A 26,683-nucleotide genomic window follows, 5' to 3' on the forward strand; every position below is an offset into this window, starting at 1 on the left:
GCGTGGACTCCGGGACGCGCACGACGGCGACGTGGGCGGTGGCCGGTGCGCTGGTCGTCGTGGTGGTGAGCGGCGCGGTCGTCGGCACCCGCGACGTCGGCCGGTCGCTCACGCCGCAGGTCGAGCGGGCCGTGCAGTCGACGGCCCCCGACCAGGTCGGCGTCGAGGTCACGGGCCGCGAGGTCCGCATCGACCCGTGGTCGGCGTCGGACGCGGTGGTGCAGCGGACCGTCGACGCCGTCGAGGACGTGCCAGGGGTGCGCTCGGTGGAGGTGCGACCGATCGACGTGGGCACGTCGCCGCGACCGACGCCGACCGCGGAGGACATCGACCTCGCCCTCGAGGTGTCGCCCACCGGGGTGGCGTTCTCCAGCGCGGTGCCCAGCAAGGCCCTGGCCGACGAGATCGGTCGGCGGGTGGCCAGGGTGCGTGGCGTGCCGGTGGCGGTGGACCTGGCCGTCGACACCACGCTCCCGAGGCCACGCTGGTGGCCGGCGCTCGGTGCGGTGCTCGACGACACGGCGCAGGTCGACGACCTGCGACTGACGATCCGCGACGGCGTGCTCGAGGTCGAGGGGACGACCGCGGCCCCCACGACGCGCGCCCGTGTCACGGTCGCCCTGGAGCGGCAGCGGGTGGTCGACGACGTGCGGGTCTCGCTCGCGGCCGGAGCCACGCGCCTCGGTCCGCGGCAGGCCCAGGTCCTCGAGGGCACACGGATCACCTTCGGCATCGGGAGCGACGTGCTCGGCCCACGAGGTCGAGCCGACCTGGACCGCGTCGCAGCCGTGATGGCGCGCACCGACGTCTCGCTCGACGTGCTCGGTCACGCCGGGCCCGCCGACCCCGAGCGGGGAGACTCGCTCGCCGCCGACCGGGCGGCCGTGGTGCGTGCCTACCTCGTGGCGCGTGGCGTCCCCGCCGGGCGCCTCGTCTCCACCGCGATCGGCTCGGGGACCGATCGCGGCATCGACCCCTGGTCGCCGCTCTACCGTCGGGTCGACTTCCGAGTGGAGGAACGCTGATGTCCGTGTACACCGCAGGCGAGATCGTCGTGTGGCTGGTGCTCGCCGCCGCTCTCGGCGTCGCGCTGGGCTGGCTGCTCGGCTCGCGCCGACGCTCCGCTCCCGGTACCGGCCCGACCGCGCCCGCCGACCGTTGGACCGTCCCCGGCCCCGAGACGCGGTACGGCTCGTCGGACCCGGTCCGGCCGCGGCCGGCCGTCCAGCCGGATCGAGAGCCGGAACGTCCCGCCCCGGGCTCGACGGGTCCGTTCCGCGGCTCGGCCCTGCCCGGACCCGGGGGTGGATCGCCCGGCCCTGGGTACGAGGTCAAGGCGAACGTCGACTCCCTGACCTACTACCTCCCCGGGTCGCCGGCGCACGCCCGGGTGACCGCGGACGTCTGGTTCAGGGACGCCGAGGCGGCGCGAACGGCGGGCTTCCGGCCCCCGCCCTCGCAGGGCTGACGGTCCCGCGACGAGGAGGTTCGCGATCCGCGACCTTCGGCTGATGCGTTCTGTCCGTGGCACACGGCATGATCGTCCCAGCGGTCTTCCAGTTCGGAGGACCATCAGGAAGGTGTGCTCATGGCCGACATGATCCGGGCGACCGGTCTCGTCAAGCGCTACAAGGGGGTCGAGGCGCTGTCGGGGCTCGACCTCGCGGTGCCCGAGGGCACCGTGCTCGGCCTCCTCGGGCCCAACGGTGCCGGCAAGACCACGGCGGTCCGCATCCTCGCCACCCTGCTGAAGGCCGACGGCGGCACGGCCGAGGTCGCGGGCATCGACGTCGCGAAGGACCCCGACGGGGTCAAGGCCCGCATCGGGCTCTCGGGGCAGTACGCCGCGGTCGACGAGTACCTCACCGGCTTCGAGAACCTCGACATGATCGGCCGGCTGTACGGACTCGGACGCTCGGCGTCGCGGACCCGGGCACGTGAGCTGCTCGAGCGCTTCGACCTCGCGGAGGCCGGCGACCGGCCCTCCAAGACCTACTCCGGGGGCATGCGACGTCGACTCGACCTCGCGGGCGCCCTCGTCGCCGCCCCGCCGGTGCTCATCCTCGACGAGCCCACCACCGGGCTCGACGTGCGGGCCCGTCAGCAGATGTGGGGCGTCATCCAGGAGCTGGTCGACTCCGGCGCCACCCTGCTGCTGACCACGCAGTACCTGGAGGAGGCGGACCTGCTGGCCGACGACATCGTGGTCATCGACTCCGGACGCGCGATCGCCCAGGGCACCGCCGACGAGCTCAAGTCCCGTACCGGCGGCGAGCGTGTCGAGATCGTGGTCGCCGACCCCGCCCACCGGGACACCGCCGCCCGGATCCTGGCCGGCGTCGCCATCGGCGACGTCCAGGTCGACGCCAACGGCCGCGGGGTGGCCGCACCCGTCACCGACGGCGCCCGGCAGCTCTCGACGGTCCTGCAGGCCCTGCAGGACGAGCACGTCGCCGTGGTCGACATCGGGCTGCGGCGGCCGACGCTCGACGACGTGTTCCTCAGCCTGACCGGGCACGCCGCCGAGCGCGAGCCCGCTCCCGAGACCGACGAGCAGGAAGAGGCATCCGCATGAACGCCGCCCGAGTCGCGAGCGACGGCTGGGTCGTCGCCAAGCGCAACGTCATCAAGATCAAGCGGGTCCCCGAGATCCTGGTCTTCGTCCTGATCTCACCCATCATGTTCGTGCTGCTGTTCGCCTTCGTCTTCGGTGGCGCCATCGACGCGGGGGAGGGCCTCAACTACCGCGAGTTCCTCATCGGCGGCATCTTCGCCCAGACCGTGGTCTTCGGGGCCACCTTCACCGGGGCGGGCCTGGCCGAGGACATGCAGAAGGGCATCATCGACCGCTTCCGCTCGCTGCCCATGTCCAGCTCGGCGGTGCTCGTGGGGCGGACGACGTCCGACATCATCTACAACGTCCTCTCGCTCATCATCATGGCGCTCACCGGGCTGCTGGTCGGCTGGCGTGCACGCGAGGGCGTCCTCGACATGCTCGCGGGCTTCCTGCTCCTGCTGCTGTTCGCGTACGCGGTCAGCTGGATCATGGGCTACATCGGCCTGCTGGTGCCGAGCGTCGAGGTCATCAACAACGCCTCGTTCATCGTGATCATGCCGCTGACGTTCGTCTCCAACGCGTTCGTGCCCACGGAGAGCTTCAACTCCTTCCTCCGGCCGTTCGTGGAGTGGAACCCGGTCTCGGCCGTCACCCAGGCGTGCCGCGAGCTGTTCGGCAACACCAGCGCCTCGGTGCCAGTGCCCGACGCGTGGTCGATGCAGAACCCGGTGCTGTACACGCTCCTGTGGGTCGTGCTGATCCTCGCCGTCTTCGTCCCGCTCTCGATCCGTCAGTACACGATCGCCAGCTCCCGCTGAGGGCCGTGAGGGACGAACCGGGATGGATCTCCCGTAAGTCACGCGTGGCGCGTCGGCAGCGGTTAGCATCGGGCCGCACGTCACACCACCACGTCGGGGAGCAGCATGAGCGCGTTGGATCGTCGGACCCTTCTGATCGGCTCCGCCGGCCTGCTGGTGGCGTCGTGCTCGTCGGGTGGCTCCAAGCCCGGCGGTGAGGCGACGAAGGGCCCGAAGATCTTTCGCCCGAACGCCGGGAACGCGGTCACGCAGGACGACGTGGCCGCGCTGAGCGAGCAGCTGAACACTGCGTTCGGGACCGGGGACGTCGAGAAGCTCCTGCAGGTGATCAAGGGGGACGACTACTCCCTCGACGACGTGCGCGCGCGCTGGAGCCGGCGCTTCGAGAACTTCGGTCGCCTGGGCTTCATCGACGGCGAGTGGTACGTGGGCGTGCCGGGCGGGCGCACCCGCAACGGTGCCGGCGGCATCGTCGAGTACGACGGCGACCTCGTCTTCGCCCACCAGGTCCGCGGTGCCGACGGCCAGCAGGTGGTGGAGACCTACCGGGCCAGCTTCCGCAAGGCGGACGAGAAGTCCCCGCTGGAGCTGCTGAGGATCGGCGAGCCGGAGGAGAGCTACGACCCGTCCTTCTGGGACGTCGCCGACATCGACGCGATCGAGACCAAGCACACCTACCTCGCGTTCCGTTCGAAGGACGCGGCCACCGCCAAGCGCATCTCCGGCACGATCGAGGCCGGCGCCAAGCGCGCCTTCGACCTGATGCCACGGCCGAAGGGCGTCGACAAGGTCTTCTACGCGCTCACCTGGCCGGCCATCGACGGCAAGCTGTGGGGCGGAGTCGCTCTCGGCGAGGCTGACGCCCACGCCTACTACCACCCGTTCGTCGACCCGAAGGAGCTGGCGAAGGGGCAGAAGAAGGCCGCGTCGGTGAAGGGGCTGCCGCTCGGCACCGGTCGCGTCGGGATGCACCAGACGTCGTTGTCGCGTCCTGACTTCGAGGACGTCTGCTGCCACGAGGCCGTGCACGTTCTCGCGAACCAGTGGCTCGCCGGCGGAGGTGCCCCGTCGTGGACCGCGGAGGGGCTGGCCACGTGGGGCGACCGCGGCGCACGTCGCCTGATGGCGCAGGACGGCGCTCGCATCCGCGGCCGCTTCGGATCGTTCGTCAAGGCGGTCGAGAACGCTTCGAAGGGGCGCGAGTCCTTCTACTCGAAGGACCCGGACGCGCGCTACGGCAACTACGTGAGCGCCGCTGCCGTCTTCGCCTACGTGGAGGACCGGCGCGGCCGATCGGCCGTCTTCGAGGAGGCCGAGCACTACTACGGCGGGAGCGACGGCAGCGGTGTCGGTGGAGAGCTCGACGGTCGCACCCGCGACCTGTTCGACGCGACCAGGAAGTGGTTGAACGCATGACGAACCTCGGGGGACTCCGCAGCGGCGTCCGCACGACCTCGGCGCTGCTGGTGTGTGGCGCACTCCTGCTCGCGGGGTGCTCGGGGGGCGACGACGAGGACGAGAAGGCCTCGCTCCCGCTGCCCGACAAGCCGCCCGCCGCTGCCGGGCCCGCCACCGGGCCGGCCCTGGAGGCCAAGGCCTTGTTCGCCGCCGCAGACGAGCTCGAGGAGCAGGTCGGCTCGCTCGACACCGCGCTCGTCGAGCGTCGCTCCGGTGCGTTCATCAGCGGGTCGACGGCCGTCGGCTACTCCGTCGACGACATCTCCGGCTACGACCTGGAGTCCGGCGACCAGCTCTGGACGGCCAAGCTCGACCTCAAGGGAGGCTCGGTCTGCTTCGTGTCCCAGCCCGACCGGGCCGTCAAGCAGTTCACCGTGGTCTACGGCGACGGCTCGTACTGCTCGTCCGTCGCGACCGTCCGCGTGGCCGACGGCAAGGTCCTCTCGAACATGGTCGAGCAGGACCTGGGCGTGACCTTCGAGGGCGAGTCGGCGGGTGGGGCGTTCGAGAACCTGCTCACCGTCGACGGCAAGGACTACCTCATCGACATGCGCGGTGTCGTGTGGCGCTCGGCCGCGAAGGAGCCCGAGCCCATCGCCCGGCTGAAGGACGACTCCTACTTCGACCTCTTCCCGTCCGCCGACGGGACGCTGCTCGTCGGGTCGCGCCTGAGCGACCCCGAGTGCAACGTCGACGCCTACGAGCTGCCCTCGTTCGAGCCGGTCTGGACCACGCCGGGCGCCACCGCCTTCCCGGACCAGGCGTCCGACTGCGTGGTCTCGCTCTCCCCGGGCGACCCGACCTGGGCCGTGCAGCAGATCGGCACGACCTACCACATGACCAAGCTCGATCCCGCGAGCGGCAAGCCCGTGGGCACGGCCCAGGCGCCCACGTCGCCCCCGGAGAAGCCGCTGGAGGAGGGCACGTTCGACCTCGCGAGCGCCGCCAACCAGTTCGACCGCTCCTTGGCCGTCGGGAAGAAGGGCGAGATGATCTTCGCCCAGGCCCGTGGGCTGTCGCGCTACTCCTTGGAGACGAAGAAGCAGACGTGGGAGCTCGACCTGACGCAGCTCGAGCAGGCCTCCGACGAGCGGTTCCCGCTGCGGACCGTGCTGCCCCAGGGCCTGACCGCCGACGGGTACCTCGTGGCCACCGTCAGCAACGACACGACCACCGAGGTCATCGCGGTCGACGCCGCCAAGGGCACCCTCGTCGGACGGTGGCCCCTGCCGGAGGAGTACGCCAATGGCTTCCAGGTGGAGCCGGGCGCGACCCTCTACGAGGACGGGCTCGTGCTCACTCGCAACTTCGAGGCCTGGCAGCGGACGTTCGACGGCTTCGGTGAGCTCGAGGAGCCCGAGGGCGACCTCTTCGACATCGGGGTCTTCACGTTCCCCGAGCCCGGCGAGGAGGTCGCGCCGCAGGACCGTCCCGTGCCCACCGCGGGCCCGATCGACGTCGACGCCGAGCCGCTGGCCTCCATCGAGGCCGAGGACCCCGACGCCACGTCGTCCGTCGGCGCGGTCTACACCGGCTCGGCGGTCGTCACCTACGTGGACAACCGCCTGCAGGCGTACGACACGAAGGGCAAGAAGACCTGGAAGGGCACCCTCGGCGACGACCCCGAGGTCAGGGTCTGCTCGGCGTCCGACCCCGACCGCAAAGCCACGTCGATCCTGCTCTCGTACCGCGAGGGCGATCGGTGCACCGGCCTCATGAGGGTCGGTTCGGGCAAGGGCACGCAGGTCGAGGTCGAGGTGCCGGCGGCCAAGAAGTCCGTCGGGCGGATCGTCACCCACGACGGCACCGACTTCGTGATCGCCGAGGACGACACGATCAACCGCGTCGACGGCGACCGGCTCGTGGAGGTCGCCGACCTCGGGCTCACGCCGTACTACTGGCAGCGCACCCCGGAGGACCCGTCGCTCGTCGTCGTCTCCGCGAAGGACGCCAAGGGTGGTGACTGGACCGTGCAGGCCTTCCGGGCCCCGACGTTCCAGAAGGTGTGGTCCGCCAAGGCGTCCGCCCTGTTCGGCAAGAAGCCCGACGCCGACAACACCGTCTCCCCGTTCACCGGGAACGGACTCTGGGTCGGCGTGACGTTCGGCACCTACACGGGCCCGGAGTCGACGTTGTCGGACTCCCTCGTGAAGCTCGACCCGGCCACGGGCAAGGTCGTCGCCAAGACCGGCACGAAGGAGCGGGCCTACGGCGAGCCCGACCTGACGAAGCTCGACCTCTCGAGCGCCGTCGTGGGTGGCTACGCCTCGGTCGGCTTCGAGGACGGGTCGGTGGTGATGACGCAGAACGGCGGCATCGTCCGGTACTCCCTCGAGGACGACGAGATGCTCTGGACCGTCGACACCTCCTCGATCGAGACCTCGATGGAGAAGGCACGCCGCGGCACCTACCTGTCCGAGGACCTGCAGCTCACCGACGGTGGACGCTCGGTGCTCGTCACGTTGTCGAACGAGGTGAGCACCGAGCTCATGACGATCGACGCGAAGAGCGGGAAGATCACCGGCCGGTGGAAGCTCGGGGCCGACGCCCGCAACGGGCTGCAGGTCTCGCCCGACGTGACCCCGTGGAAGGGCGGCGTGGCCCTCACCCGCAACGACTACTCGTGGTCGTCGACGTACGGACCGGACGCCCCGAACGACCCGCCCGAGGGACCAGTGCTCGACGTGGGGCTGTTCGCCCTCGACAAGCCCGCCGCCCCGAAGGACTGATCGTGCCCGGGCCGCCTCGGCGGCCCGGGCGGTCCGCGTGCCTCGGCCGATGCGTCGGGAGGGTCACGTAGGCTGATGTCCTTCCCCTCCTCCGCCCCTCGGGGCCGTCCGTCCGCCATGTCTGGAGGCGCATCACCCGATGCCGAGCGACTCGTCCTTCGTGCACCTGCACAACCACACGGAGTACTCGATGCTCGACGGTCACGCGCTGCTCGACGGCATGTTCGAGCGCACCGCGTCGCTCGGGATGCCGGCCATCGCGATGACCGACCACGGCAACGTGCACGGCGCCTACGACTTCTGGTCCAAGGCCCGCTCGCACGGCGTGAAGCCGATCATCGGGCTCGAGGCCTACCTGACCCCGGGCACCCACCGCAGCGAGCGGCGCAAGGTCAAGTGGGGCCGCGGTGTCAGCGGTGACGAGGAGGAGGGCGGCAAGGACGTCGCCGGTGGTGGCGCCTACACGCACATGACCATGCTCGCCTCCACCACGGAGGGCATGCACAACCTGTTCCGGCTGTCGTCGCTGTCCAGCCTGGAGGGCTACTACTACAAGCCGCGTGCCGACCGCGACCTCCTGCAGCGCTACGGCACGGGGCTCATCGCCACCACGGGGTGTCCCTCGGGCGAGGTGCAGACGCGGCTGCGCCTGGGCCAGTACGACGAGGCGGTGCAGGCCGCCGCCGACTTCCAGGACATCTTCGGCAAGGGCAACTTCTTCCTCGAGCTGATGGACCACGGCATCCCCATCGAGAAGGAGGTCCGCGACGACCTCCTGCGGCTGGGCAAGCAGCTGGGCCTGCCGCCCGTCGCGACCAACGACTGCCACTACACGCACCCCGAGGACGCCGACGCGCACGACGCGCTCATCTGCGTCGCGTCGGGCAAGTCCGTCGCCGACCCCAAGCGGCTCAAGTTCGACGGCGGCGGCTACTACGTGAAGTCCGCCGCCGAGATGCGCGAGCTGTGGGAGGACCGCTTCGACATGAAGGAGGCGTGCGACAACACGCTTCTCATCGCCGAACGCTGCGACGTGGAGTTCACCGAGTCCAACGGCGGCTACATGGCCCGGGCCGACGTGCCCGCGGGGGAGACCGAGGAGAGCTGGTTCGTCCAGGAGGTCTGGCGCGGCATCGAGTCCCGCTACCCGGGCGACGCCCTCACCCAGGCCGTGCGCGACCGGGTCGAGATGGAGCTCGAGGTCATCAAGACCAAGGGCTACTGCGGCTACTACCTCGTGGTCGCCGACTTCATCAACTGGTCGAAGGACAACGGCATCCGCGTGGGTCCCGGCCGTGGCTCGGGCGCCGGCTCGATCGCCGCGTACGCGCTGCGCATCACCGACCTCTGCCCGCTCACGCACGGCCTCATCTTCGAGCGGTTCCTCAACCCCGAGCGTCCGTCGATGCCCGACTTCGACATCGACTTCGACGAGCGTCGTCGCAGCGAGGTCATCCGCTACGTCAGCGACAAGTACGGCAACGACCGCGTGGCCTACATCGCCACCTTCGGCCGGCTCAAGGCCAAGGCCGCCATCAAGGACGCCAACCGCGTGCTCGACTACCCGTTCAACATGGGCGAGCGCATCACCAAGGCGCTGCCGGCCGACATCATGGGCAAGGGCGTGCCCCTCAAGCAGCTGTTCGACCCCCAGCACAAGCGCTACAACGACGGCAAGGAGTTCCGCGACCTCCACGAGAGCGACGCCGAGGTCCGCAAGATCTACGACACGGCGCTCGGGCTCGAGGGCCAGATCCGCAACTGGGGCGTGCACGCCGCCGGCGTGATCATGAGCAGCGAGCCGCTCATCGACATCGTGCCGATCATGCAGCGCGAGCAGGACGGCGCGATCATCACGCAGTTCGACTACCCGATGTGCGAGGCGCTCGGGCTGGTCAAGATGGACTTCCTGGGGCTGCGCAACCTCACCGTCCTCGACGACGCGCTCATCAACATCAAGGCCAACCGGGGCGAGGACGTCGTCCTGGAGGACCTGACCTTCGACGACCCGGCCACCTACGACCTGCTGTCGCGAGGAGACACGCTCGGCGTGTTCCAGCTCGACGGCGGTCCCATGCGTGCCCTGCTGCGCAGCATGCGTCCGGACAAGTTCGAGGACATCTCGGCCGTGGGCGCGCTCTACCGGCCCGGCCCGATGGGTGCGGACTCGCACAACAAGTACGCCCGGCGCAAGAACGGGCGCGAGAGCATCGAGCCCATCCACCCCGAGCTGGAGGAGCCGCTCAAGGACGTCCTGGGGGAGACCTACGGCCTCATCGTCTACCAGGAGCAGGTGATGGAGATCGCCCAGGTGCTGGCCGGCTTCAGCCTCGGCCAGGCCGACAACCTGCGGCGTGCCATGGGCAAGAAGAAGAAGGAGGAGCTCGACAAGCAGTACGCCGGGTTCCAGGCCGGCATGCTCGAGCGGGGCTACTCCCAGCCGGCCATCACGGCGCTGTGGGAGATCCTGCTGCCCTTCTCCGACTACGCCTTCAACAAGGCGCACTCGGCCGCCTACGGCGTCATCTCCTACTGGACGGCCTACCTCAAGGCCAACTACCCGGCCGAGTACATGGCGGCGCTGCTCACCAGCACCCGCGGCGACAAGGACAAGTCGGCCATCTACCTCGCGGAGTGCCGACGGCTCGGCATCCAGGTCCTGCCGCCCGACGTCAACGACTCGGTCTCCAACTTCGCCTCCGTCGGGGAGGACATCCGCTTCGGGCTCGGCGCCATCCGCAACGTCGGCGAGAACGTGGTGGCCGGGATCGTGGCCGGTCGCGAGGAGAACGGCCCCTATGCCGACTTCACCGACTTCCTCGACAAGGTCCCCACCCACGTGTGCAACAAGCGCGTGCTCGACTCGCTCATCAAGGCCGGCGCCTTCGACTCCCTCGGCCACCGGCGGCGGGCGTTGACGACCATCGCCGAGGACGCCGTCGACCAGTACATCGACCTCAAGCGCAACGCCGCCATCGGCCAGGACTCCCTGTTCGGGGGCATGGACGACGCGTTCACCGGTGTCACGGTCGCGGTGCCGCAGATGCCGGAGTGGGAGAAGACCCAGCTGCTCGCGTTCGAGCGCGACATGCTGGGTCTGTACGTCTCCGACCACCCGCTCGCCGGTCTGGAGCACGTGCTCAAGGCCAGCAGCGACTGCTCGATCGGCGACCTCATCGCCGACGCCGAACGACCCGACGGCACCACCGTGCGCGTGTGCGGTCTCATCACGGCCGTGCAGCGCCGGCTCAGCAAGAAGGGCGACACGTGGGCCCTCGTGACCGTCGAGGACCTCGACGGCAGCATCGACGTGATGGTCTTCCCCGGCGCCTACAACCTCGCCGCGCCGGTGCTGGTGCCCGACACGGTCGTGGTCGTCAAGGGCCGCCTGCGCCGCAAGGACGACAGCATCGAGCTGAACGCGCTCGAGGTGACGTTGCCGGCCATGGGCTCGGGCGGACAGTCCGACGCCCCCGTGGTCGTCACCCTGCCGGTGGCGCGGTGCACGAGCGACACGATCGGCAGGTTCAAGCAGGTGCTCGGCAACCACCCGGGCATGACCGAGGTGCACCTGCGCCTCGTCGGCACCGGCACCACCAAGGTCATGCGGCTCGACGACGGGTTGCGGGTCAAGCCGTCCTCGTCGCTCATCGCCGACCTCAAGGAGCTCCTGGGGCCACATTGTCTGGGGTGAGCGGCGGTGCCCGCGGCGCGACCGTGCGGGCCGTGCTGGCGGTCGTCGTCCTGCTCCTGCTCTCGGTCGGCGCGGGCGCGCTGTGGATCGGGCTCTCCCGTCCGCCGGAGTGGCTCGTCACCGAGCAGGGGATCGTCCTCACCGAGGAGGCCTCCGGCCTGCAGGTCGGTGTCGAGCTGCTGTTCGTGGCGATCGGGGCCGCGCTGAGCCTCGTCTGGGCGGTCGTGGTGGGCTTCGTGCTGCGCCGTCTCGGCTGGGTCCTGGCACCGATCGTCGTCGCCGGCACCCTGCTGGCGTCGATCGTCACGTGGCGCGTGGGTCTCTGGCTGGGGCCGGGCGACCCGGCGGCGACGACGGACCCGAAGATCGGCGACCTCATCCCGGCTCAGCCGGCGGTCGACGCCCTCGCCTCGTTCCTCGTGTGGCCGATCGCCGGTCTGCTCGGCCTGCTCCTCGTCACGTGGGCCACCGGGCGCCGGTCCCGCGTCAGCGTGCCAGCGGACCCAACGTCGCTGCGGTGAGTCGCACCAGGTCCGCCGGTGCCAGCTCGACCTCGAGCCCCCGACGGCCCGCGGACACGTGCACGGTGTCCCAGTCCAGCACCGACGCGTCGATCGCCGTGCGGAGCCGACGTCGCTGGCCGAGCGGGGAGATGCCGCCCAGCACGTAGCCGGTGGCCTTCTCGGCGCGCTGCGGGTCGGCCATCTGGGCACGCTTGTTGCCGAGGGTCGCCGCCAGGGCCTTGAGGTCGAGCTGGGCGGTGACGGGCACGACGCCCACGGCCAGCTCGCCGTCGACGTCCGCCAGGAGGGTCTTGAAGATCCGCGCCGGCTCCACGCCGAGCGCGTCGGCGGCCTCGAGCCCGTAGGAGGTGGCACGCGGATCGTGCTCGTAGCGGTGCACGCGGTGCTCCACGCCGGCGCGGCGTACGGCGGCCAAGGCCGGGGTGGCCTCAGGCCTCGTCGATCTCGCCACGGGGCTCCTCCTCGTGCGGTGGCCGCTCGATCGTGGACCGGACCAGCAGGCCGACGACCAACGCCCAGAACGCGGCCCCGACGCCCAGCAGCTGCAGACCGGAGGCAGCGACCAGGAACGTGACTGCCGCGCTCGTCCGCCCGCGCGCGTCCTGCAGGGCCGCGACGACCGAGGCGGCGAAGGTGGACAGCAGCGCGAGCCCGGCCACCGTCTCGACGATGCCGGCCGGTGCCTTCTCGGTGACGGCCACGAGGGCGCCCGAGGTGAAGGCCAGGACCAGCGCGGTGAGCCCCGCGACGAACGCGGCCACCCACCGGCGGGACCGGTCGCCGGCCTGCTCACCGGCGGCGAGCGCGGCCGAGATGGCGGCGAGGTTGATCGCGTGACCGCCGAAGACCGCGGCGACCCCGGTTCCCGCGCCGGTCGTCACCATCGAGGCACGCCACGGGACGGTGTAGCCGAAGCTGCGCATCACCGCGACACCCGGGATGTTCTGCGACGCCAGGGTCACGACGGTCAGCGGCAGCGCGATGCCGACGACGGACGCGACGGTGAGCGCGGGTGCCGTGGGCTCGAGCCGGGGGAGCAGCGACGCGGCCTCCAGCGTGGTCCCCCTCTCGACGAGCGAGACGGCGATGACGACGAGAGCCGTGAGCAGGGCCAGCGGGACGGCCCACCGGGTGGCCCATCGCGTGCCCAGCAGCCACACGACGATCACCGGGCCGACCGCCCAGGGGGACGCCGCGAACGCCGTGAAGGGGGCGAGGCAGAGCTGCAGCAGCACACCGGCGAGCATCGCCTGGGCCAGCGGGACGGGGATGGCGGCCGCCAGCCGACCGAGCCACGGCACGAGCCCGGTCAGGGCCAGGAGCACGCCGGTGAGCACGAACGCGCCCACGGCGGCGGGCCATCCGCCGGCCACGGGGCCGGTGCTCACCAGGAGGGCGGCCCCCGGGGTCGACCAGGCCAGCGTGACCGGCAGCCGCGTCCACAGGGCGAGGCCGGACATGAGCAGTCCGAATGCCACGGTGAGGGCGAACAGGCCGCTCGCGGCCTCGTCGGGCGAGGCGCCGACGGCGCGCAGACCCGCCAGCACCACCGCGAACGAGGACGTGAAGCCGACGATCGCGGTCACGACACCGGCCACGACGGGCTGCTGCAGGTCGCGTGACGTCACGGGGCCCGATCCTAGGCGCAGGGGCGGTCCCTAGAATCGGTGCGTGATCAGACGCCTCGACCTCCGCCTCGACCCGACCGCCGAGCTGCCCCGTGCGCAGCAGGACGTCGAGCACGCGCTGGAGGTGGTGGCGCCCCTCTGCGAGGACGTCCGAGCCCGCGGCGAGGAGGCCGTCCTGGAGTACGGCGAACGCTTCGACGGCGTGCGCCCGGCGTCGCTGCGCGTGGCCCAGGAGCACCTGGCCGCCGCTCTCGCCGAGCTCGACCCGGCGATCCGGGCGGGTCTGGAGGAGTCCATCGCTCGGCTGCGCGTGACGTGCGAGGCCGAGCTGGAGCAGACCGTGGTCACGACGGTGGCCGAGGGTGCGACCGTCGAGCGACGGATCGTGCCGATGCAGCGCGTGGGCCTCTACGTGCCCGGCGGGCTCGCGCCGCTGGTCAGCACCGTCGTCATGAACACGGTGCCGGCGCAGGTCGCGGGCGTCGGGTCCATCGCGCTCACGTCGCCCCCGCAGTCGGAGTTCGGCGGTCTCCCGCACCCCACGATCCTCGCGGCGTGCGCCCTGCTCGGCATCGACGAGGTGTACGCCGCCGGGGGAGCGCAGGCGCTCGCGCTGCTCGCCTACGGCAGCGTCGCCACAGGTGGCTCCGTGGAGCCGGTGGACCTCGTGACCGGTCCGGGCAACATCTACGTGGCCGCGGCCAAGCGCTACCTCCAGGGCACCGTGGCGATCGACTCCGAGGCCGGGCCCACCGAGATCGCCGTGATCGCGGACGACGCGGCCGATCCCGCCTTCGTGGCGGCCGACATGATCAGCCAGTCCGAGCACGACCCGATGGCCGCGAGCGTCCTCGTGACGCCCAGCGACGCCCTCGCCGACGCGGTCACCGCCGAGCTGGAGCGCCAGGTGCCCACGGCCACGCACGCGGAGCGCATCACCACGTCCCTGGCCGGTCGGCAGTCCGCCATCGTGCTCGTCGACGACCTGGACCAGGCGGTCGACGTCGCGAACGCGTACGCGGCCGAGCACCTGGAGATCCAGACCGCCGACTCGGCGGCCGTCGCCGCGCGCATTGTCAACGCCGGCGCGATCTTCGTCGGTGCCTGGACGCCGGTGTCCCTCGGCGACTACGCCGCCGGGTCGAACCACGTGCTGCCCACGGCGGGCTGCGCCTGCCACTCGTCGGGACTGTCGGTGCGCGCCTTCTGCAAGAACGTGCACGTCGTCACCTACACCGAGCAGGCCCTGCGCGAGGTCGGCCACCACGTCGAGGTGCTGGCGGCGGCCGAGGACCTGCCGTCGCACGGTGCCGCCGTGGCGGTGCGGACGGGATCGTCTGCCGCCCAGGGCCCGGCACCCCTGCCGGGGCACGCCGAGTGAGCGTCCCCGTGCCCGATCGCCGCCCACGGCCCGGCACCCCCGCCGCGTGGCTCCCGATCCGCGAGGAGCTCCGGGACGAGGAGCCCTACGGTGCGCCGCAGATCGACGTGCCCGTGCGCCTCAACACCAACGAGAACCCCTACGGGCCCAGCGAGGCCGCCGCCGACGACGTCGCCGCGTCGGTGCGTGCCGCCGCGCTCGGGCTCAACCGGTACCCCGATCGCGAGGCGTGGTCGCTGCGGACGGCCCTCGCCGCGTACCTCACGGCCGAGGTGCCGGCGGCGGACCTCGACGCCTCGCGGGTGTGGGCGGCCAACGGCTCCAACGAGGTCATGCAGCAGATCCTGCAGGCCTTCGGCGGCCCCGGCCGCACGGCGCTCTCCTTCGCCCCCACGTACTCGATGTACCCCGAGTACGCACGCAACACCCACACGAGGTGGGTGGCCGGGCAGCGCCGCGAGGACTTCGGGATCGACGCGGCCGCCGCGGTCGCGCTCATCGAGGCCGAGCGGCCCGACGTCGTGTTCCTGACCTCGCCCAACAACCCCACCGGCACCGCGCTGGATCCTGCGCACACGCGGGCCGTGCTCGAGGCCGCGCCCGGGATCGTGGTGGTCGACGAGGCCTACGCCGAGTTCCGCCGCGAGGGCACGCCCTCGGCGCTGGAGCTGCTCGAGGAGTTCCCGCGGCTCGTCGTCACCCGCACCATGAGCAAGGCGTTCGCCCTGGCCGGTGGCCGCCTCGGCTACCTGGCCGCGCACGCCGACGTCGTCGACGCGCTGCGCATCGTGCGGCTGCCGTACCACCTGTCGTCGGTCACCCAGGCCACGGCGGAGGCGGCGCTGCGCCACACCGACGCGCTGCTGGCCCAGGTCGACGCCCTGCGCGCCACGCGCGACGCGACGGCGGCCCGGCTCCGGGAGCACGGCTTCACGGTCGCCGACTCCGACGCGAACTTCATCCTGTTCGGCACGTTCGACGACCGCCACGCCACGTGGCAGGCGCTCGTCGACCGCGGGGTCCTGATCCGCGAGACCGGGCCCCTAGGATGGCTGCGCGTCTCCATCGGGACGCCGTCCGAGATGGACGCGTTCTTCACGGCCTTGAAGGAGGTCACCGATGTCTGACCAGCCGACCACGGCCCGGCACCCCCGCCCGGGTGAGCGCAGGACAGCACGCGTCGAGCGGAAGACCTCGGAGTCGCACGTGGTGGTCGAGCTCGACCTCGACGGCACCGGCCGGCACGACATCTCGACCGGCGTCGGCTTCTACGACCACATGCTCACCGCGCTGGCGCGGCACTCGCTGGTCGACCTCACCGTCAAGACCGAGGGCGATCTGCACATCGACGCCCACCACACCGTCGAGGACACCGCGATCGCCATCGGCGACGCGCTGCGCGAGGCGCTCGGTGACAAGGCCGGCATCCGTCGGTACGGCACGGCCACGATCCCGCTCGACGAGGCGATCGCCACCTGCACGGTCGACGTGTCCGGGCGGCCCTACTTCGTGCACGAGGGCGAGCCGGAGCGCCAGATCACGGTCGTGATCGGTGGCCAGTACTCCGGGTCCCTCACGTCGCACGTGCTCGAGTCGATCGCGCACCACGCCGGTCTGACGCTGCACATGACCCTGATCGCCGGCCGCGACCCGCACCACATCGCCGAGTGCCAGTTCAAGGCGCTGGCCCGCGCGCTCCGTGAGGCGATCGAGCCCGACCCTCGGGAGACGGGCATCCCGTCGACCAAGGGCGCGCTCTAGTGGCGGACGCCACGGCGCCGGTCGCGGGGCGACCCACGGTCGCGGTCCTCGACTACGGGTCGGGCAACCTCCGGTCGGCCGTGCGCGCCGTCGAGCGCGCAGGGGCGGACGTCACGCTGACGTCGGACCCGGCGGTGGCCGAGACTGCCGACGGACTGCTCGTGCCGGGCGTCGGCGCGTTCGCGGCGTGCATGGCCGGCCTGCTGGAGGTCGACGGCGAACGGATCATCGAGCGTCGGCTCATCGCCGGTCGACCGGTGCTGGGCATCTGCGTGGGCATGCAGATCCTGTTCGGCGAGGGCATCGAGCACGGTGTCCGGACGGCCGGGTGCAGGGAGTGGCCCGGCGTCGTGGAACGGCTCCAGGCGCCGATCGTCCCGCACATGGGCTGGGACACGGTCGAGCCGCCCGAGGGTTCCCGGATGTTCGCCGGACTCGAGGGCGAGCGGTTCTACTTCGTGCACTCCTACGGCGTGCGGCGCTGGGAGCTCGACGTCGAGGGCACGTCGTTCCGCGCGCCGCAGGTCACCTGGACCGAGTACGGGGGAGACCGCTTCGTCTCTGCCGTCGAGAACGGTCCACTCTGGGCCACGCAGTTCCACCCCGAGAAGTCCGGCGACGCCGGTCGACGCCTGCTCGAGAACTGGATCGCCACGCTCTGACCTGTCCCCGCCCCCGTCAACGCCGGGGCGGACGGTGCTCGCGCAGGTGGAAGCCCAGGTCGACGAGCGTCTTGAGGCCGCAGAGCAGGACGACGGGTCCGATCGCCTCCGCGGGACGGCCGTCGGGGCCACCCAGCAGGAAGAACGCCCCGATCACCGACAGGTGCAGCACGAGCATCCGGGGGTAGGGGAGCAGCATCGTGCGCGACGGCGTGGCGCGCGCACGCTCGTCGCGGCCGAACCAGTGCAGGGCGAGCGACAGTGCGTGGCTCCAGACCAGCACCAGCACGGAGAGGACCCAGAAGCCCGCGCTGCCGGTGAACCCACCGGTGGTGAAGGCCAGCACGAAGGCGAACACGCCGTGCACGAGGGTGAACAGGCCGTAGTGGAAGGCGAAGAAGCCCGCCATGACGCGCGGGTCCGGGGCCACGCGCCGTCCGTTCATCGTCATCGTGACCTTCGTGGGGTCCTCCGGCGCCTGCGCCGTGGCGATCTTGACGATCGTGACGAGCCACACGGCCACGTTCTCGATCCAGTACAGGACGAACACGTCGCCGACGCCGAGGTCGCCGCGCAGCACGCCCCAGACGGGCACGAGGTTGGCCACCACGAGCAGCACGGACGAGACGACGCGGGGCAGGCCCGGCGGCAGCTCCGACCCGGCGCGCGCGACCGACCCCAGACCCAGCAGGCGGAGCAGCAGCGGCACGGCGACACCCTACGACGCCGCGGTCCCCGAGCCCGGGGACCGCCGATACGATCGGCCCCGTGAGTGACTACCTGCAGCTGCTGCCCGCCGTCGACGTGAAGGGCGGCCAGGCCGTGCAGCTGGTCCAGGGGGTCGACGGCTCGGAGAAGCGGTTCGGCGACCCCGTCGAGGCGGCGCTGCGCTGGCAGTCGGCCGGCGCGGAGTGGATCCACCTGGTCGACCTCGACGCCGCTTTCGGGCACGGCCACAACCGCGACCTGCTCGCCACGATCGTCGGCACGCTCGACATCGACGTCGAGATGTCCGGCGGCATGCGCGACGACGAGTCGCTCCGGGCCGCGATGGACGCCGGCTGTCGCCGGGTCAACATCGGCACCGCGGCGCTCGAGAACCCCGAGTGGTGCGCGAAGGTCATCGCCGAGTGGGGCGACCGCGTGGCCATCGGGCTCGACGTCCGCGGCACGACGCTGGCCGCCCGCGGCTGGACCCGTGACGGCGGCGACCTGTACGAGACGCTCGAGCGGCTCGACGCCGAGGGATGCGCCCGCTACGTCGTCACCGACGTCAACAAGGACGGCATGCTCCAGGGCCCGAACCTCGACCTCCTGCGCGACGTGTGCGCCCGCACCGAGCGGCCCGTCATCGCGTCGGGCGGCGTGACGACGCTGGCCGACATCGAGGCGCTCATGGGCCTGGTCGACGTCGGGGTCGAGGGCGCGATCGCCGGTACCGCCCTGTACACCGGCCAGTTCACGCTCGAGGACGCGCTCGCCCTCACGCGCGGTCGCTGAGCGGGTCCACGACGTCCGGCGCCCTGCTCCTGGGCCGTGGCACGCTGGGCCCATGACAGGGGAGTGGGACCGGCTGAGCGCCGACCCGAGCACGCCGGCGGCTGCGACCTTGCGCGCCAGCGACGCCGACCGCGACGTCGTGCTCGGCGTGCTGCGCGACGCCTACGCCGAGGGCCGGCTCGACCGGGCGGAGTACGAACGTCGCGTCGAGGGCGCCCTCGGGGTGATCGTCGTGGCCGACGTCGTGCCGCTCCTCTCGGACCTGGTCGCCGCGAGGCGGCCCGCTGGTGCGGCGCGCTCCGCCCGCACCGAGGCGGAGGAGAAGTTCCGGCGTGAGTCGCGCGACTCCCGCAACGGCTGGATCGGTGTCACCGCGCTGACCACCGGGATCTGGGCGGCCACGAGCGCGGCGTCGGGCGAGCTGCTCTTCTTCTGGCCGGTCTTCCCGAGCCTCGGCATCGGGTTCGGCTGGTTCATGCACCACCTCAACCGTGAGCAGCGGGTCGAGGAGCTCGAGGAGAAGATCGCCAGGAAGCGGCGCAGGCTCGAGGGCTGAGCGTCGGACCGGATCGATAGGCTCGGCGGGTGAGTCTCGCCGTGCGTGTCATCCCCTGCCTCGACGTCGACGCGGGGCGCGTCGTGAAGGGCGTCAACTTCGTCGACCTGGTCGACGCGGGCGACCCGGTCGAGATGGCGCGGGTCTACGACGCCGAGGGCGCCGACGAGCTCACCTTCCTCGACATCACGGCCTCCAGCGGCGACCGCGCGACCACGTTCGACATCGTGAGCAGCACGGCCGAGCAGGTCTTCATCCCGCTCACCGTCGGCGGGGGGGTGCGCACCGTCGACGACGTCGACCGGCTGCTGCGCGCGGGCGCCGACAAGGTCGGCATCAACACCGCGGCCATCGCGCGCCCCGAGGTGATCGCCGAGATCGCCCAGCGGTTCGGCAACCAGGTGCTCGTCCTCAGCGTCGACGCGCGACGCGCCCCGACCTCGGGCGAGGGTGCGCAGCCCAGCGGCTTCGAGGTCACCACCCACGGTGGCCGGCGGAGCGCCGGGATCGACGCCGTGGAGTGGGTCCGCCGGGCCGACGAGCTGGGCGTGGGCGAGGTGCTGCTCAACTCGATGGACGCCGACGGCACGAAGCAGGGCTTCGACCTGGAAATGATTCGGGCGGTCCGCGGCGTTACACAGGTGCCACTGATCGCCAGTGGTGGCGCCGGACGGCTCGAGCACTTCGCTCCCGCGGTCGAGGCCGGTGCCGACGCCGTGCTCGCCGCGAGTGTGTTCCACTTCGGCGAGCTGACCATCGGACAGGTGAAAGAGACCTTGCGAGCAGCAGGACACCGTGTCAGGTAACGACGCGGCCGACGTCGTCGAGACCTCGGCACTCGGGTCGGCCCAGCCCGACCGGATCATGCGCCGCGGGTTCGGCCTGCTCGGACGCGGCATCGCCGAGCAGAAGGGCCTGTTCGCGATCTCGGTCGTCGGCAGCGTGCTCTTCGGCGCGATGACCGTCGCCGACGCCTGGGTGCTCGGGTGGGCGACCGACAACGTCATCCGGCCGTCCTTCGAGCAGGGCGAGGTGCTGCAGGGTGCGCTCTGGACCTCGATCGCCCTGTTCCTCGGCGTGGCCGTGCTGCGGGCGCTCGGCGTCATCGCGCGGCGGCTCATCGGCGGCATCGTCTACTACCGCCTGGTCGCCACCTACCGCCGCAAGGTCACCCGCCAGTACCTAGCCCTCCCGATGTCGTGGCACCACCGCCACCCCACCGGTCAGCTGCTCTCCAACGCCAACGCCGACGTCGAGGCCACCTGGGCGGTCTTCATGCCGCTGCCGATGGCGGTCGGCGTCATCGCCATGCTCGCCGCCGCGCTCGTGGCGATGCTGGAGGCCGACTGGGTGCTCACGCTCGTGGGCCTCGTGGTCTTCCCGGCCCTGTTCGGGATCAACGTCTTCTACCAGCGCTGGCTCTCGCCCAAGGTCGCGCACGCCCAGGCCCTGCGCGGCGACCTGAGCGCCGTGGCCCACGAGTCGTTCGACGGCGCGCTCGTGGTGAAGTCGCTCGGTCGCGAGGCCGACGAGACCGCCCGCTTCGCCCGGTCCACCGAGGAGCTCCGCGACGCCAACATCGAGGTCGGCAAGATCCGCAGCATCTTCGACCCGTTGCTGGAGGCCCTGCCGAACCTCGGCATCCTCGCCGTGATCGTCCTGGGTGTCGGTCGCGTGGCCAGCGGCGCCGCCGAGCCCGGCGACGTCGTGCAGGTGGCCTACCTGTTCACCGTGGTCGCCTTCCCGGTCCGTGCCATCGGCTGGGTCCTCGGCGAGCTGCCCCGCAGCGTCGTCGGCTGGGACCGTGTCGAGAGCGTGCTGCAGGCGTCGGGGTCCATGACGTACGGCACCACCATCCTGCCGGGCGACGGTGCGGTCGACCTCCACCTGCGGGGCGTCTCCTACCAGTTCGACGACGCCGTGCAGTCGGGCGAGGGCGCCGACGTGCTGGACGGCGTCGAGCTGCACGTGCCGCGGGGGTCCGTCACGGCCCTCGTCGGTGCCACCGGCAGCGGCAAGAGCACCCTCACCACCCTGCTCTCGCGCCTCGTCGACCCGCGCTCCGGCAGGGTCGAGCTCGACGGGCACGACGTCGCGGGTCTCACGCACCGGGCCCTGGCCGATGCCGTCGCCGTGGTGCCGCAGACCACCTTCCTGTTCGACGACTCCGTCCGTGAGAACGTCACGCTCGGGGCCGACGTCGACGACGCCGACGTCTGGGAGGCGCTGCGGACGGTCCAGGCCGACGGCTTCGTCGCGCGCCTGCCCGCGGGGCTCGACACGCAGCTCGGTGAGCGCGGGACCACCCTGTCCGGTGGCCAGCGCCAGCGCCTCGCCCTGGCGCGGGCCCTCGTGCGGCGGCCCAGGCTGCTGGTCATGGACGACGCCACGAGCGCCGTGGACCCCGAGGTCGAGCAGCGCATCCTGCGCGCCCTGGCCGACCGCACCGCCGACGGCGGCGGGCCGACGGTCCTCGTCGTGGCGTACCGCAAGGCCACCATCGCCCTCGCCGACGAGGTCGTGCTGCTCGACGGCGGACGGGTGGCCGAGCGCGGCACCCACGCCGAGCTCATGGCGGGGTCGGCGGTCTACCGCGACCTCGTCGACGCGTACGACCAGGCGAGGGAGGCACAGGCATGACCGCCACGAGCACCGAGGTGAGCCTGCCGGGCGTCACCACCGTCCGGGCGTCCGGGCGCGAGATCGTGCGCCGCGGCCTCGCCCTGTCACCGGCCATCAAGGACGGCCTGGGACTCACCCTGCTGCTCGCCGTGCTGAGCACGGTCGGCGGCTCGGTGGTGCCCGTGGTCATCCAGCGCACGGTGGACTCGGGGCTGGGCGACGGGGAGGAGACGACCCTGTCCTCCATCGGTCCCTACCTGCTCGGTGCGCTCGTGCTCGTCCTGCTGACCGCGGTCGTCGCCTACTGGATGCGCGTGCGCCTGTTCGTGGCGAGCGAGCGAGGCCTCGCCGAGCTGCGCGTCACGGCGTTCCGCCACGTGCACGACCTCTCGATGCTCACGCAGAACGCCGAGCGCCGCGGCGTCCTCGTCTCACGGGTGACGTCCGACATCGACCAGGTCTCCCTGTTCCTTCAGTTCACCGGGATCATGATCGTCATCAGCCTCGGCCAGATGCTCGTCGCGACGGTCATCATGGCGTTCTACTCCTGGCAGCTGACGCTGGTCGTCTGGCTGTGCTTCCTCCCGCTCGCGGCCAGCCTGAAGTACTTCGCCGCACGGCTGAGCCGGGCGTACGACACCGTGCGCCGCACCGTGGGCGAGATGCTCGCCGTCGTGGCCGAGCCGGTCGTCGGTGCCTCCGTCGTCAAGGCGCACGCCATCGAGGACCGCACGCAGGCCAGGGTCGACGCGGGCATCCAGCGCAACCTCGACGCCAACGTCCGCGCCCAGAAGCTCGTGGCGGTCACGTTCGCCTCCGCCGGTCTCGCGGGCGGGCTCGCGAACGCCGGTGCCGTGGCCGTCGGCGTGGTCCTCGGCGTGGCCGGTGGCCTCTCGATGGGGACCGTCATCGCCTTCGCGTTCCTCGTCGGCCTGCTGGTGGGGCCCGCGCAGATGGCCACGCAGGTGCTCACCGAGGCGCAGAACGCCATCGCCTCGTGGCGGCGGGTCATCGAGCTGCTCGACACCCCGGCCGACGTGGTCGATCCCGGTCCCGACGGGGTCGGTCTGCCCGACGAGGTGCTCGGCGCCCGGTTCGAGCACGTCGCGTTCGCCTACCCCGACGGCCCGGAGGTGCTCAGCGACGTCGACGTCACGATCGAGCCACGCCAGCGCGTGGCCGTGGTCGGCGAGACGGGCTCGGGCAAGACGACCTTCGCCAAGCTGCTCACCCGCCTCATGGACCCGGTGCGCGGGACGGTGCGGCTCGGCGACACCGACATCGCGCGGGTCTCGTTCGACGAGCTGCGACGCCACGTGCTCATGGTTCCCCAGGAGGGCTTCCTGTTCGACGCGACGTTGCGCGAGAACCTGCTGTACGGGCGCGACGACGCGACGGACGTCGAGCTCGTCGCCGCGGTCGACGACCTCGGCCTCACCGACTGGTTCGCGGGACTGCCGCAGGGGCTGGACACGCGGGTGGGCCAGCGGGGCGAGTCGCTGTCGGCGGGGGAGCGCCAGCTCGTCGCGCTGGTGCGCTCGGCCCTGGCCGACCCCGACTTCCTCGTGCTCGACGAGGCCACGAGTGCGGTCGACCCGCAGACCGAGCTGCGAGCCACCCGCGCGCTGGAGACCCTGCTCGAGGGGCGCACGAGCGTCACGATCGCGCACCGGCTCAGCACGGCGGAGAACGCCGACCGCGTGCTGGTGTTTGACGCGGGCCGCCTCGTGGAGGACGGCTCGCACGGCGAGCTGGTCGACGCCGGAGGCGTGTACGCCCGGCTGCACGCCAGCTGGGTCGCGCAGGCCTCGCTCGGGATCGTGCCGGTGGCCGAGTGACCTCTGGGAGGATGACACCGTGACCTCACTCGACCCAGCCGTGGCCGCCCGGCTCAAGCGCGATCCCGCGGGGCTGGTCCCCGCCGTGGTGCAGGACGCCGGCACGCGCGACGTCCTCATGGTCGGGTGGATGGACGACGAGGCGCTGCACCGCACCCTCACGACCGGCCGGGGGACCTACTGGAGCCGCAGCCGCCAGGAGTACTGGGTCAAGGGCGAGACCTCCGGCCACACGCAGGCCGTGCGCGAGGTCCGGCTCGACTGCGACGGCGACACCCTGCTGGTCGTGGTGGACCAGGAGGGGCCGGCCTGCCACACCGGCGCGACCACCTGCTTCGACGCGGACCGGTTGCTGTGACGGCTGTGTCCGGACGGCGTCTGTACGCGCCGGTGGTGCTCGGCCTGCTGGCGGTGGGTGGACTCACCTGGCTGGCGCTCGGCCGCACCTGGGCCAGCACCCGGCTGGCCCCGGCGGGCCTGCCGCCCGACACGATCGCGGTCTCGGGCCGCGACGTCGCCCCGCTGGCCGCCGCTCTGGCCGTCGTCGTGGTCACGGCCGCGCTCGCCGTGCTCGCGACCCGTGGGCGCGGGCGGCTCGTCGTCGGACTCCTCGTCGTCGTGCTCGGACTCGGCGGTTCCGCCGTGTGCCTGGTCTCGGCGGCCGACGTCGACGCGACGTTGTCGTCGGCTGCCGAGCAGTCCCCGGCCTTCACGGGCCAGGACCTCGGCGCTGTCTCGACGTCCCCGTGGTCCTACGTCGCGGCCGCGGGATTCCTGCTCGCGACCGGCCTCGGTGCCGTGACCGTCCGCCACGGCCGGTCGTGGCCCGCGATGAGCGGCCGGTACGACGCACCGTCGAGATCACGTGTCGACGACGACCCGTGGAAGGCCCTCGACGAGGGCCGCGACCCCACGGTCTGAGCACGTCCGGGACGAAAGTCCTGAATTCACCCGGAGGACTCGTAACCCCCGGGTGCACCCGTCGTTGAGATCTTCGACACCGATGAGCGGTGGCGACGGTTGGAGGTCCGATGCGCGTACTCGTGCACGACTTCAGCGGGCATCCCTTCCAGGCCCAGCTGAGCCGAGAGCTCGCGCGGCGCGGCCACGACGTCACCCACTCCACCTGCAACGCCTACGTCTCGGGCAAGGGTCGACTCGAGTCCGGCGAGGGTGAGTCGATCACCTTCGAGACCGTGGGCGACGGCATCGTGTTCGACAAGAGCCGCTTCGTCCAGCGTCTGCTCCTCGAGCTGAGGCTGGGGATCGAGCTGGTCCGCCACGTCCGGCGGGTCCGTCCTGACGTCGCCCTCATGTCCAACGTCCAGATCCCGACCCTGGTGGTCTTCGCCGCGGCGATGCTCCTGCTGCGCCAGCCGTGGGTGCTGTGGCACCAGGACGTGTACTCCGTGGCGGTGCGGTCGTTCGCCGGCGCGAAGCTCTCCCGCTCCTTCCGGGCGGTGGCGGTCGGCTTCGAGGTCGCCGAGCGCTGGACGTCGCGCCGCGCCCGCGAGATCGTCGTCATCGCCGAGTCGTTCGTGCCCGTGCACGCGGGATGGGGCACGGCCGACAAGGTGACGGTCATCGCGAACTGGGCTCCGCTCGACGAGATCGTGCCCTGCCCGCGCAAGAACGACTGGGCGGTCGAGAACGAGCTCGACGACGTCGACACGATCCTGTACTCGGGGACCCTCGGGCTCAAGCACGACCCCGCGCTGCTGGTCCAGCTCACCGCCGCGGTGCGCGAGCGCGGCCGCGAGGTCCGGCTGGTGGTGGTGAACGAGGGCCCCGCCGTCCCGGTCCTGCAGGCCGAGGCCACCCGGCTCGACGTCCCGCTCACCCTGCTGCCGTTCCAGCCCTACGACCGGCTGCCGGAGGTGCTGGCCAGCGGTGACGTGCTCGTGGTCCTGCTCGACCAGCAGGCGGGTGCGTTCTCCGTCCCGTCCAAGACGCTGTCCTACCTGTGCGCCGGCCGTCCCGTCGTGGGGCTGATGCCCGAGGAGAACGCCGCGTCCGGGCTGGTGCGCCGCGCAGGCGGGCACGTCGGCCGCCCCGACGCCGCATCGCTCCCGGCGGCGGCCGCGTGGGTCGACCAGCTCCTGGCCGAGCCCGGCGCTCGCGACGAGGTCGGTGCCGAGGCACGCGACCTCGCCGAGCAGGAGTTCTCCCTGGCCTCGTGCGCGGACCGCTTCGAGTCCGTGCTGCTGCGGAGCGCGCGATGAGCGCCGCCACGCGGGCCGTCGCCGGTGCCGTCGCCGGCGTGCGTGAGGTTCCACGACCCACCGGCGTGCCGTTGGTCGTTGTCGGACCGTTGACCCGCACGGGCCGTGAGCTGGCCGCTCGACGTGGCGGGCCGGTGCTCTCGGTCTCGCGTGGTGCGACCGACGCGGCGACCCTGCGGGCCGCAGGAGCCGACGTGGTCGACGTGTCCGGCGACGAGCTGGACACCCTGCTGCGCGACGTCGAGTCCGTCGACGTCGCGGTCTGCGCGCTCGGACCGGTGCACCCGGGGCCCGTGAACCTGGCGGGTGACACCGCAGGGGCGGAGCGCGACCTCGCCTTCCTGGGAAGGCTGCTGGACGCGGCAGCCGGTCGGCCGGTCCGGCTCGTCCTCGTGTCCTCCGTCGTGGCACTGGCACCCACGGCCGACCGACGCTACTACGGGGGCTTCAAGTCCCTGGTGGAGCAGTCGCTCGTGGCGCTCGTCGCCGAGCACCCCGCTGCGCGCCTCGACGTCCTCTACCCGGGGCGGCTCGTCGCCGGTGGTGAGCGCACCCGCCCCTGGCACCGGCTCCACGCCGGGTTCTCCGGTCTGGCGGCCCGCATCGAGCGATGCCTCCAGGACCGGGCAGCGGGAGCCGGGCGTCGCCGCGTCGTCGGCCTGGACGCCCGTCTGTGGCTGTGCGCGCGGTCCCTCTCCCTCGTCGTCTCGGGCGCTCTGCCCGGTCGGATCGA

General features: G+C 71.9%; 23 protein-coding genes. 20 read left to right on the forward strand and 3 right to left on the reverse strand.

Annotated elements, in window-relative coordinates; translation table 11 throughout:
• Positions 1-2: 2 nt before the first annotated feature.
• The 8 genes from NUV38_RS02865 (at position 3) to NUV38_RS02900 (ending at position 11,777) form a co-directional block, all read left to right on the forward strand.
• Positions 3-1,025, forward strand: coding sequence for an OmpA family protein (locus tag NUV38_RS02865; RefSeq protein ID WP_257727662.1), 1,023 nt, complete (start codon positions 3-5; stop codon positions 1,023-1,025).
• Positions 1,025-1,468: a hypothetical protein gene (locus NUV38_RS02870; protein ID WP_257727663.1), complete on the forward strand. Its 444-nt coding sequence runs from the start codon at positions 1,025-1,027 to the stop codon at positions 1,466-1,468. The genes NUV38_RS02865 and NUV38_RS02870 overlap by 1 nt, the downstream gene beginning before the upstream one ends.
• Positions 1,469-1,588: 120 nt before the next feature.
• Positions 1,589-2,575, forward strand: coding sequence for an ATP-binding cassette domain-containing protein (locus NUV38_RS02875; RefSeq protein WP_257727664.1), 987 nt, complete (start codon positions 1,589-1,591; stop codon positions 2,573-2,575).
• The gene (locus tag NUV38_RS02880; RefSeq protein WP_257727665.1) at positions 2,572-3,375 is read left to right on the forward strand and encodes an ABC transporter permease; all 804 of its coding nucleotides are present in this window, start codon (positions 2,572-2,574) and stop codon (positions 3,373-3,375) included. The genes NUV38_RS02875 and NUV38_RS02880 overlap by 4 nt, the downstream gene beginning before the upstream one ends.
• Before the next feature lie 105 nt (positions 3,376-3,480).
• The gene (locus NUV38_RS02885; protein WP_257727666.1) at positions 3,481-4,791 is read left to right on the forward strand and encodes a hypothetical protein; all 1,311 of its coding nucleotides are present in this window, start codon (positions 3,481-3,483) and stop codon (positions 4,789-4,791) included.
• The gene (locus NUV38_RS02890; RefSeq protein ID WP_257727667.1) at positions 4,788-7,562 is read left to right on the forward strand and encodes a YncE family protein; all 2,775 of its coding nucleotides are present in this window, start codon (positions 4,788-4,790) and stop codon (positions 7,560-7,562) included. The genes NUV38_RS02885 and NUV38_RS02890 overlap by 4 nt, the downstream gene beginning before the upstream one ends.
• A gap of 139 nt (positions 7,563-7,701) precedes the next feature.
• Positions 7,702-11,256, forward strand: coding sequence for a DNA polymerase III subunit alpha (gene dnaE / locus NUV38_RS02895; protein WP_257727668.1), 3,555 nt, complete (start codon positions 7,702-7,704; stop codon positions 11,254-11,256).
• Positions 11,253-11,777, forward strand: coding sequence for a hypothetical protein (locus tag NUV38_RS02900; protein WP_257727669.1), 525 nt, complete (start codon positions 11,253-11,255; stop codon positions 11,775-11,777). Before dnaE ends, NUV38_RS02900 begins: the two co-directional genes overlap by 4 nt.
• Here NUV38_RS02900 and ybaK read toward each other — a convergent pair.
• Positions 11,743-12,231 carry a Cys-tRNA(Pro) deacylase gene (ybaK, locus tag NUV38_RS02905; RefSeq protein ID WP_257727670.1) on the reverse strand — a complete coding sequence of 163 codons (489 nt, stop codon included), beginning with the start codon at positions 12,229-12,231 and terminating at the stop codon, positions 11,743-11,745. The two genes, NUV38_RS02900 and ybaK, sit on opposite strands and share 35 nt — an antisense overlap.
• On the reverse strand, positions 12,209-13,408 hold the full coding sequence (locus NUV38_RS02910) for a benzoate/H(+) symporter BenE family transporter (protein WP_257727671.1): 1,200 nt from the start codon (positions 13,406-13,408) through the stop codon (positions 12,209-12,211). Before NUV38_RS02910 ends, ybaK begins: the two co-directional genes overlap by 23 nt.
• A gap of 43 nt (positions 13,409-13,451) precedes the next feature.
• On the opposite strand from NUV38_RS02910, the gene hisD reads away from it, so the two are divergent.
• Genes hisD through hisH form a run of 4 tightly spaced genes read left to right on the forward strand, consistent with a single transcriptional unit; the run spans position 13,452 to position 17,212 of the window.
• Positions 13,452-14,789 (forward strand): histidinol dehydrogenase, encoded by a 1,338-nt coding sequence (gene hisD, locus NUV38_RS02915; RefSeq protein ID WP_257727672.1) that lies wholly within the window; start codon positions 13,452-13,454, stop codon positions 14,787-14,789.
• Positions 14,790-14,797: 8 nt separating this feature from the next.
• Positions 14,798-15,916, forward strand: coding sequence for a histidinol-phosphate transaminase (locus NUV38_RS02920; protein ID WP_257727673.1), 1,119 nt, complete (start codon positions 14,798-14,800; stop codon positions 15,914-15,916).
• Positions 15,909-16,550, forward strand: coding sequence for an imidazoleglycerol-phosphate dehydratase HisB (hisB, locus tag NUV38_RS02925; protein ID WP_257727674.1), 642 nt, complete (start codon positions 15,909-15,911; stop codon positions 16,548-16,550). The genes NUV38_RS02920 and hisB overlap by 8 nt, the downstream gene beginning before the upstream one ends.
• Positions 16,550-17,212, forward strand: coding sequence for an imidazole glycerol phosphate synthase subunit HisH (gene hisH / locus NUV38_RS02930; protein ID WP_257727675.1), 663 nt, complete (start codon positions 16,550-16,552; stop codon positions 17,210-17,212). The genes hisB and hisH overlap by 1 nt, the downstream gene beginning before the upstream one ends.
• A gap of 16 nt (positions 17,213-17,228) precedes the next feature.
• Here hisH and NUV38_RS02935 read toward each other — a convergent pair whose 3' ends face one another.
• Positions 17,229-17,921 carry a DUF6498-containing protein gene (locus NUV38_RS02935; RefSeq protein WP_257727676.1) on the reverse strand — a complete coding sequence of 231 codons (693 nt, stop codon included), beginning with the start codon at positions 17,919-17,921 and terminating at the stop codon, positions 17,229-17,231.
• Positions 17,922-17,980: 59 nt separating this feature from the next.
• Between NUV38_RS02935 and priA the strand changes: the two genes are divergently transcribed.
• The 8 genes from priA (at position 17,981) to NUV38_RS02975 (ending at position 25,950) form a co-directional block, all read left to right on the forward strand.
• The gene (gene priA / locus NUV38_RS02940) at positions 17,981-18,712 is read left to right on the forward strand and encodes a bifunctional 1-(5-phosphoribosyl)-5-((5-phosphoribosylamino)methylideneamino)imidazole-4-carboxamide isomerase/phosphoribosylanthranilate isomerase PriA (RefSeq protein WP_257727677.1); all 732 of its coding nucleotides are present in this window, start codon (positions 17,981-17,983) and stop codon (positions 18,710-18,712) included.
• A 52-nt stretch (positions 18,713-18,764) separates the two neighbouring features.
• The gene (locus NUV38_RS02945) at positions 18,765-19,268 is read left to right on the forward strand and encodes a DUF1707 domain-containing protein (RefSeq protein ID WP_257727678.1); all 504 of its coding nucleotides are present in this window, start codon (positions 18,765-18,767) and stop codon (positions 19,266-19,268) included.
• Between the two features lie 29 nt (positions 19,269-19,297).
• Complete coding sequence (gene hisF / locus NUV38_RS02950; protein WP_055965817.1) at positions 19,298-20,074, forward strand: imidazole glycerol phosphate synthase subunit HisF; 777 nt, start codon at positions 19,298-19,300, stop codon at positions 20,072-20,074.
• Positions 20,064-21,908: an ABC transporter ATP-binding protein gene (locus NUV38_RS02955; protein WP_308219641.1), complete on the forward strand. Its 1,845-nt coding sequence runs from the start codon at positions 20,064-20,066 to the stop codon at positions 21,906-21,908. The genes hisF and NUV38_RS02955 overlap by 11 nt, the downstream gene beginning before the upstream one ends.
• A complete protein-coding gene (locus NUV38_RS02960) occupies positions 21,905-23,728 on the forward strand; it encodes an ABC transporter ATP-binding protein (protein ID WP_257727679.1) in 1,824 nt (607 codons plus the stop codon). The genes NUV38_RS02955 and NUV38_RS02960 overlap by 4 nt, the downstream gene beginning before the upstream one ends.
• A gap of 19 nt (positions 23,729-23,747) precedes the next feature.
• Positions 23,748-24,086, forward strand: a complete 339-nt coding sequence (hisI, locus tag NUV38_RS02965; RefSeq protein WP_056555661.1) for a phosphoribosyl-AMP cyclohydrolase — start codon at positions 23,748-23,750, stop codon at positions 24,084-24,086.
• Positions 24,087-24,091: 5 nt separating this feature from the next.
• Positions 24,092-24,649 (forward strand): Trp biosynthesis-associated membrane protein, encoded by a 558-nt coding sequence (locus NUV38_RS02970; protein WP_257727680.1) that lies wholly within the window; start codon positions 24,092-24,094, stop codon positions 24,647-24,649.
• A 110-nt stretch (positions 24,650-24,759) separates the two neighbouring features.
• Positions 24,760-25,950: a glycosyltransferase family 4 protein gene (locus NUV38_RS02975; protein WP_257727681.1), complete on the forward strand. Its 1,191-nt coding sequence runs from the start codon at positions 24,760-24,762 to the stop codon at positions 25,948-25,950.
• Positions 25,951-26,683: the final 733 nt, after the last annotated feature.

The sequence above is a fragment of the Aeromicrobium sp. 50.2.37 genome, from assembly GCF_024655735.1.
Lineage (GTDB): Bacteria > Actinomycetota > Actinomycetes > Propionibacteriales > Nocardioidaceae > Aeromicrobium.

Bases quoted from the DNA above. Each gene is read 5' to 3' on its own strand.
- NUV38_RS02885 (WP_257727666.1), top strand. From the start codon at position 3,481: ATGAGCGCGTTGGATCGTCGGACCCTTCTGATCGGCTCCGCCGGCCTG.
- hisB (WP_257727674.1), top strand. From the start codon at position 15,909: ATGTCTGACCAGCCGACCACGGCCCGGCACCCCCGCCCGGGTGAGCGC.
- NUV38_RS02870 (WP_257727663.1), top strand. From the start codon at position 1,025: ATGTCCGTGTACACCGCAGGCGAGATCGTCGTGTGGCTGGTGCTCGCC.
- NUV38_RS02880 (WP_257727665.1), top strand. From the start codon at position 2,572: ATGAACGCCGCCCGAGTCGCGAGCGACGGCTGGGTCGTCGCCAAGCGC.
- NUV38_RS02875 (WP_257727664.1), top strand. From the start codon at position 1,589: ATGGCCGACATGATCCGGGCGACCGGTCTCGTCAAGCGCTACAAGGGG.
- dnaE (WP_257727668.1), top strand. From the start codon at position 7,702: ATGCCGAGCGACTCGTCCTTCGTGCACCTGCACAACCACACGGAGTAC.
- NUV38_RS02945 (WP_257727678.1), top strand. From the start codon at position 18,765: ATGACAGGGGAGTGGGACCGGCTGAGCGCCGACCCGAGCACGCCGGCG.
- NUV38_RS02890 (WP_257727667.1), top strand. From the start codon at position 4,788: ATGACGAACCTCGGGGGACTCCGCAGCGGCGTCCGCACGACCTCGGCG.
- NUV38_RS02960 (WP_257727679.1), top strand. From the start codon at position 21,905: ATGACCGCCACGAGCACCGAGGTGAGCCTGCCGGGCGTCACCACCGTC.
- NUV38_RS02975 (WP_257727681.1), top strand. From the start codon at position 24,760: ATGCGCGTACTCGTGCACGACTTCAGCGGGCATCCCTTCCAGGCCCAG.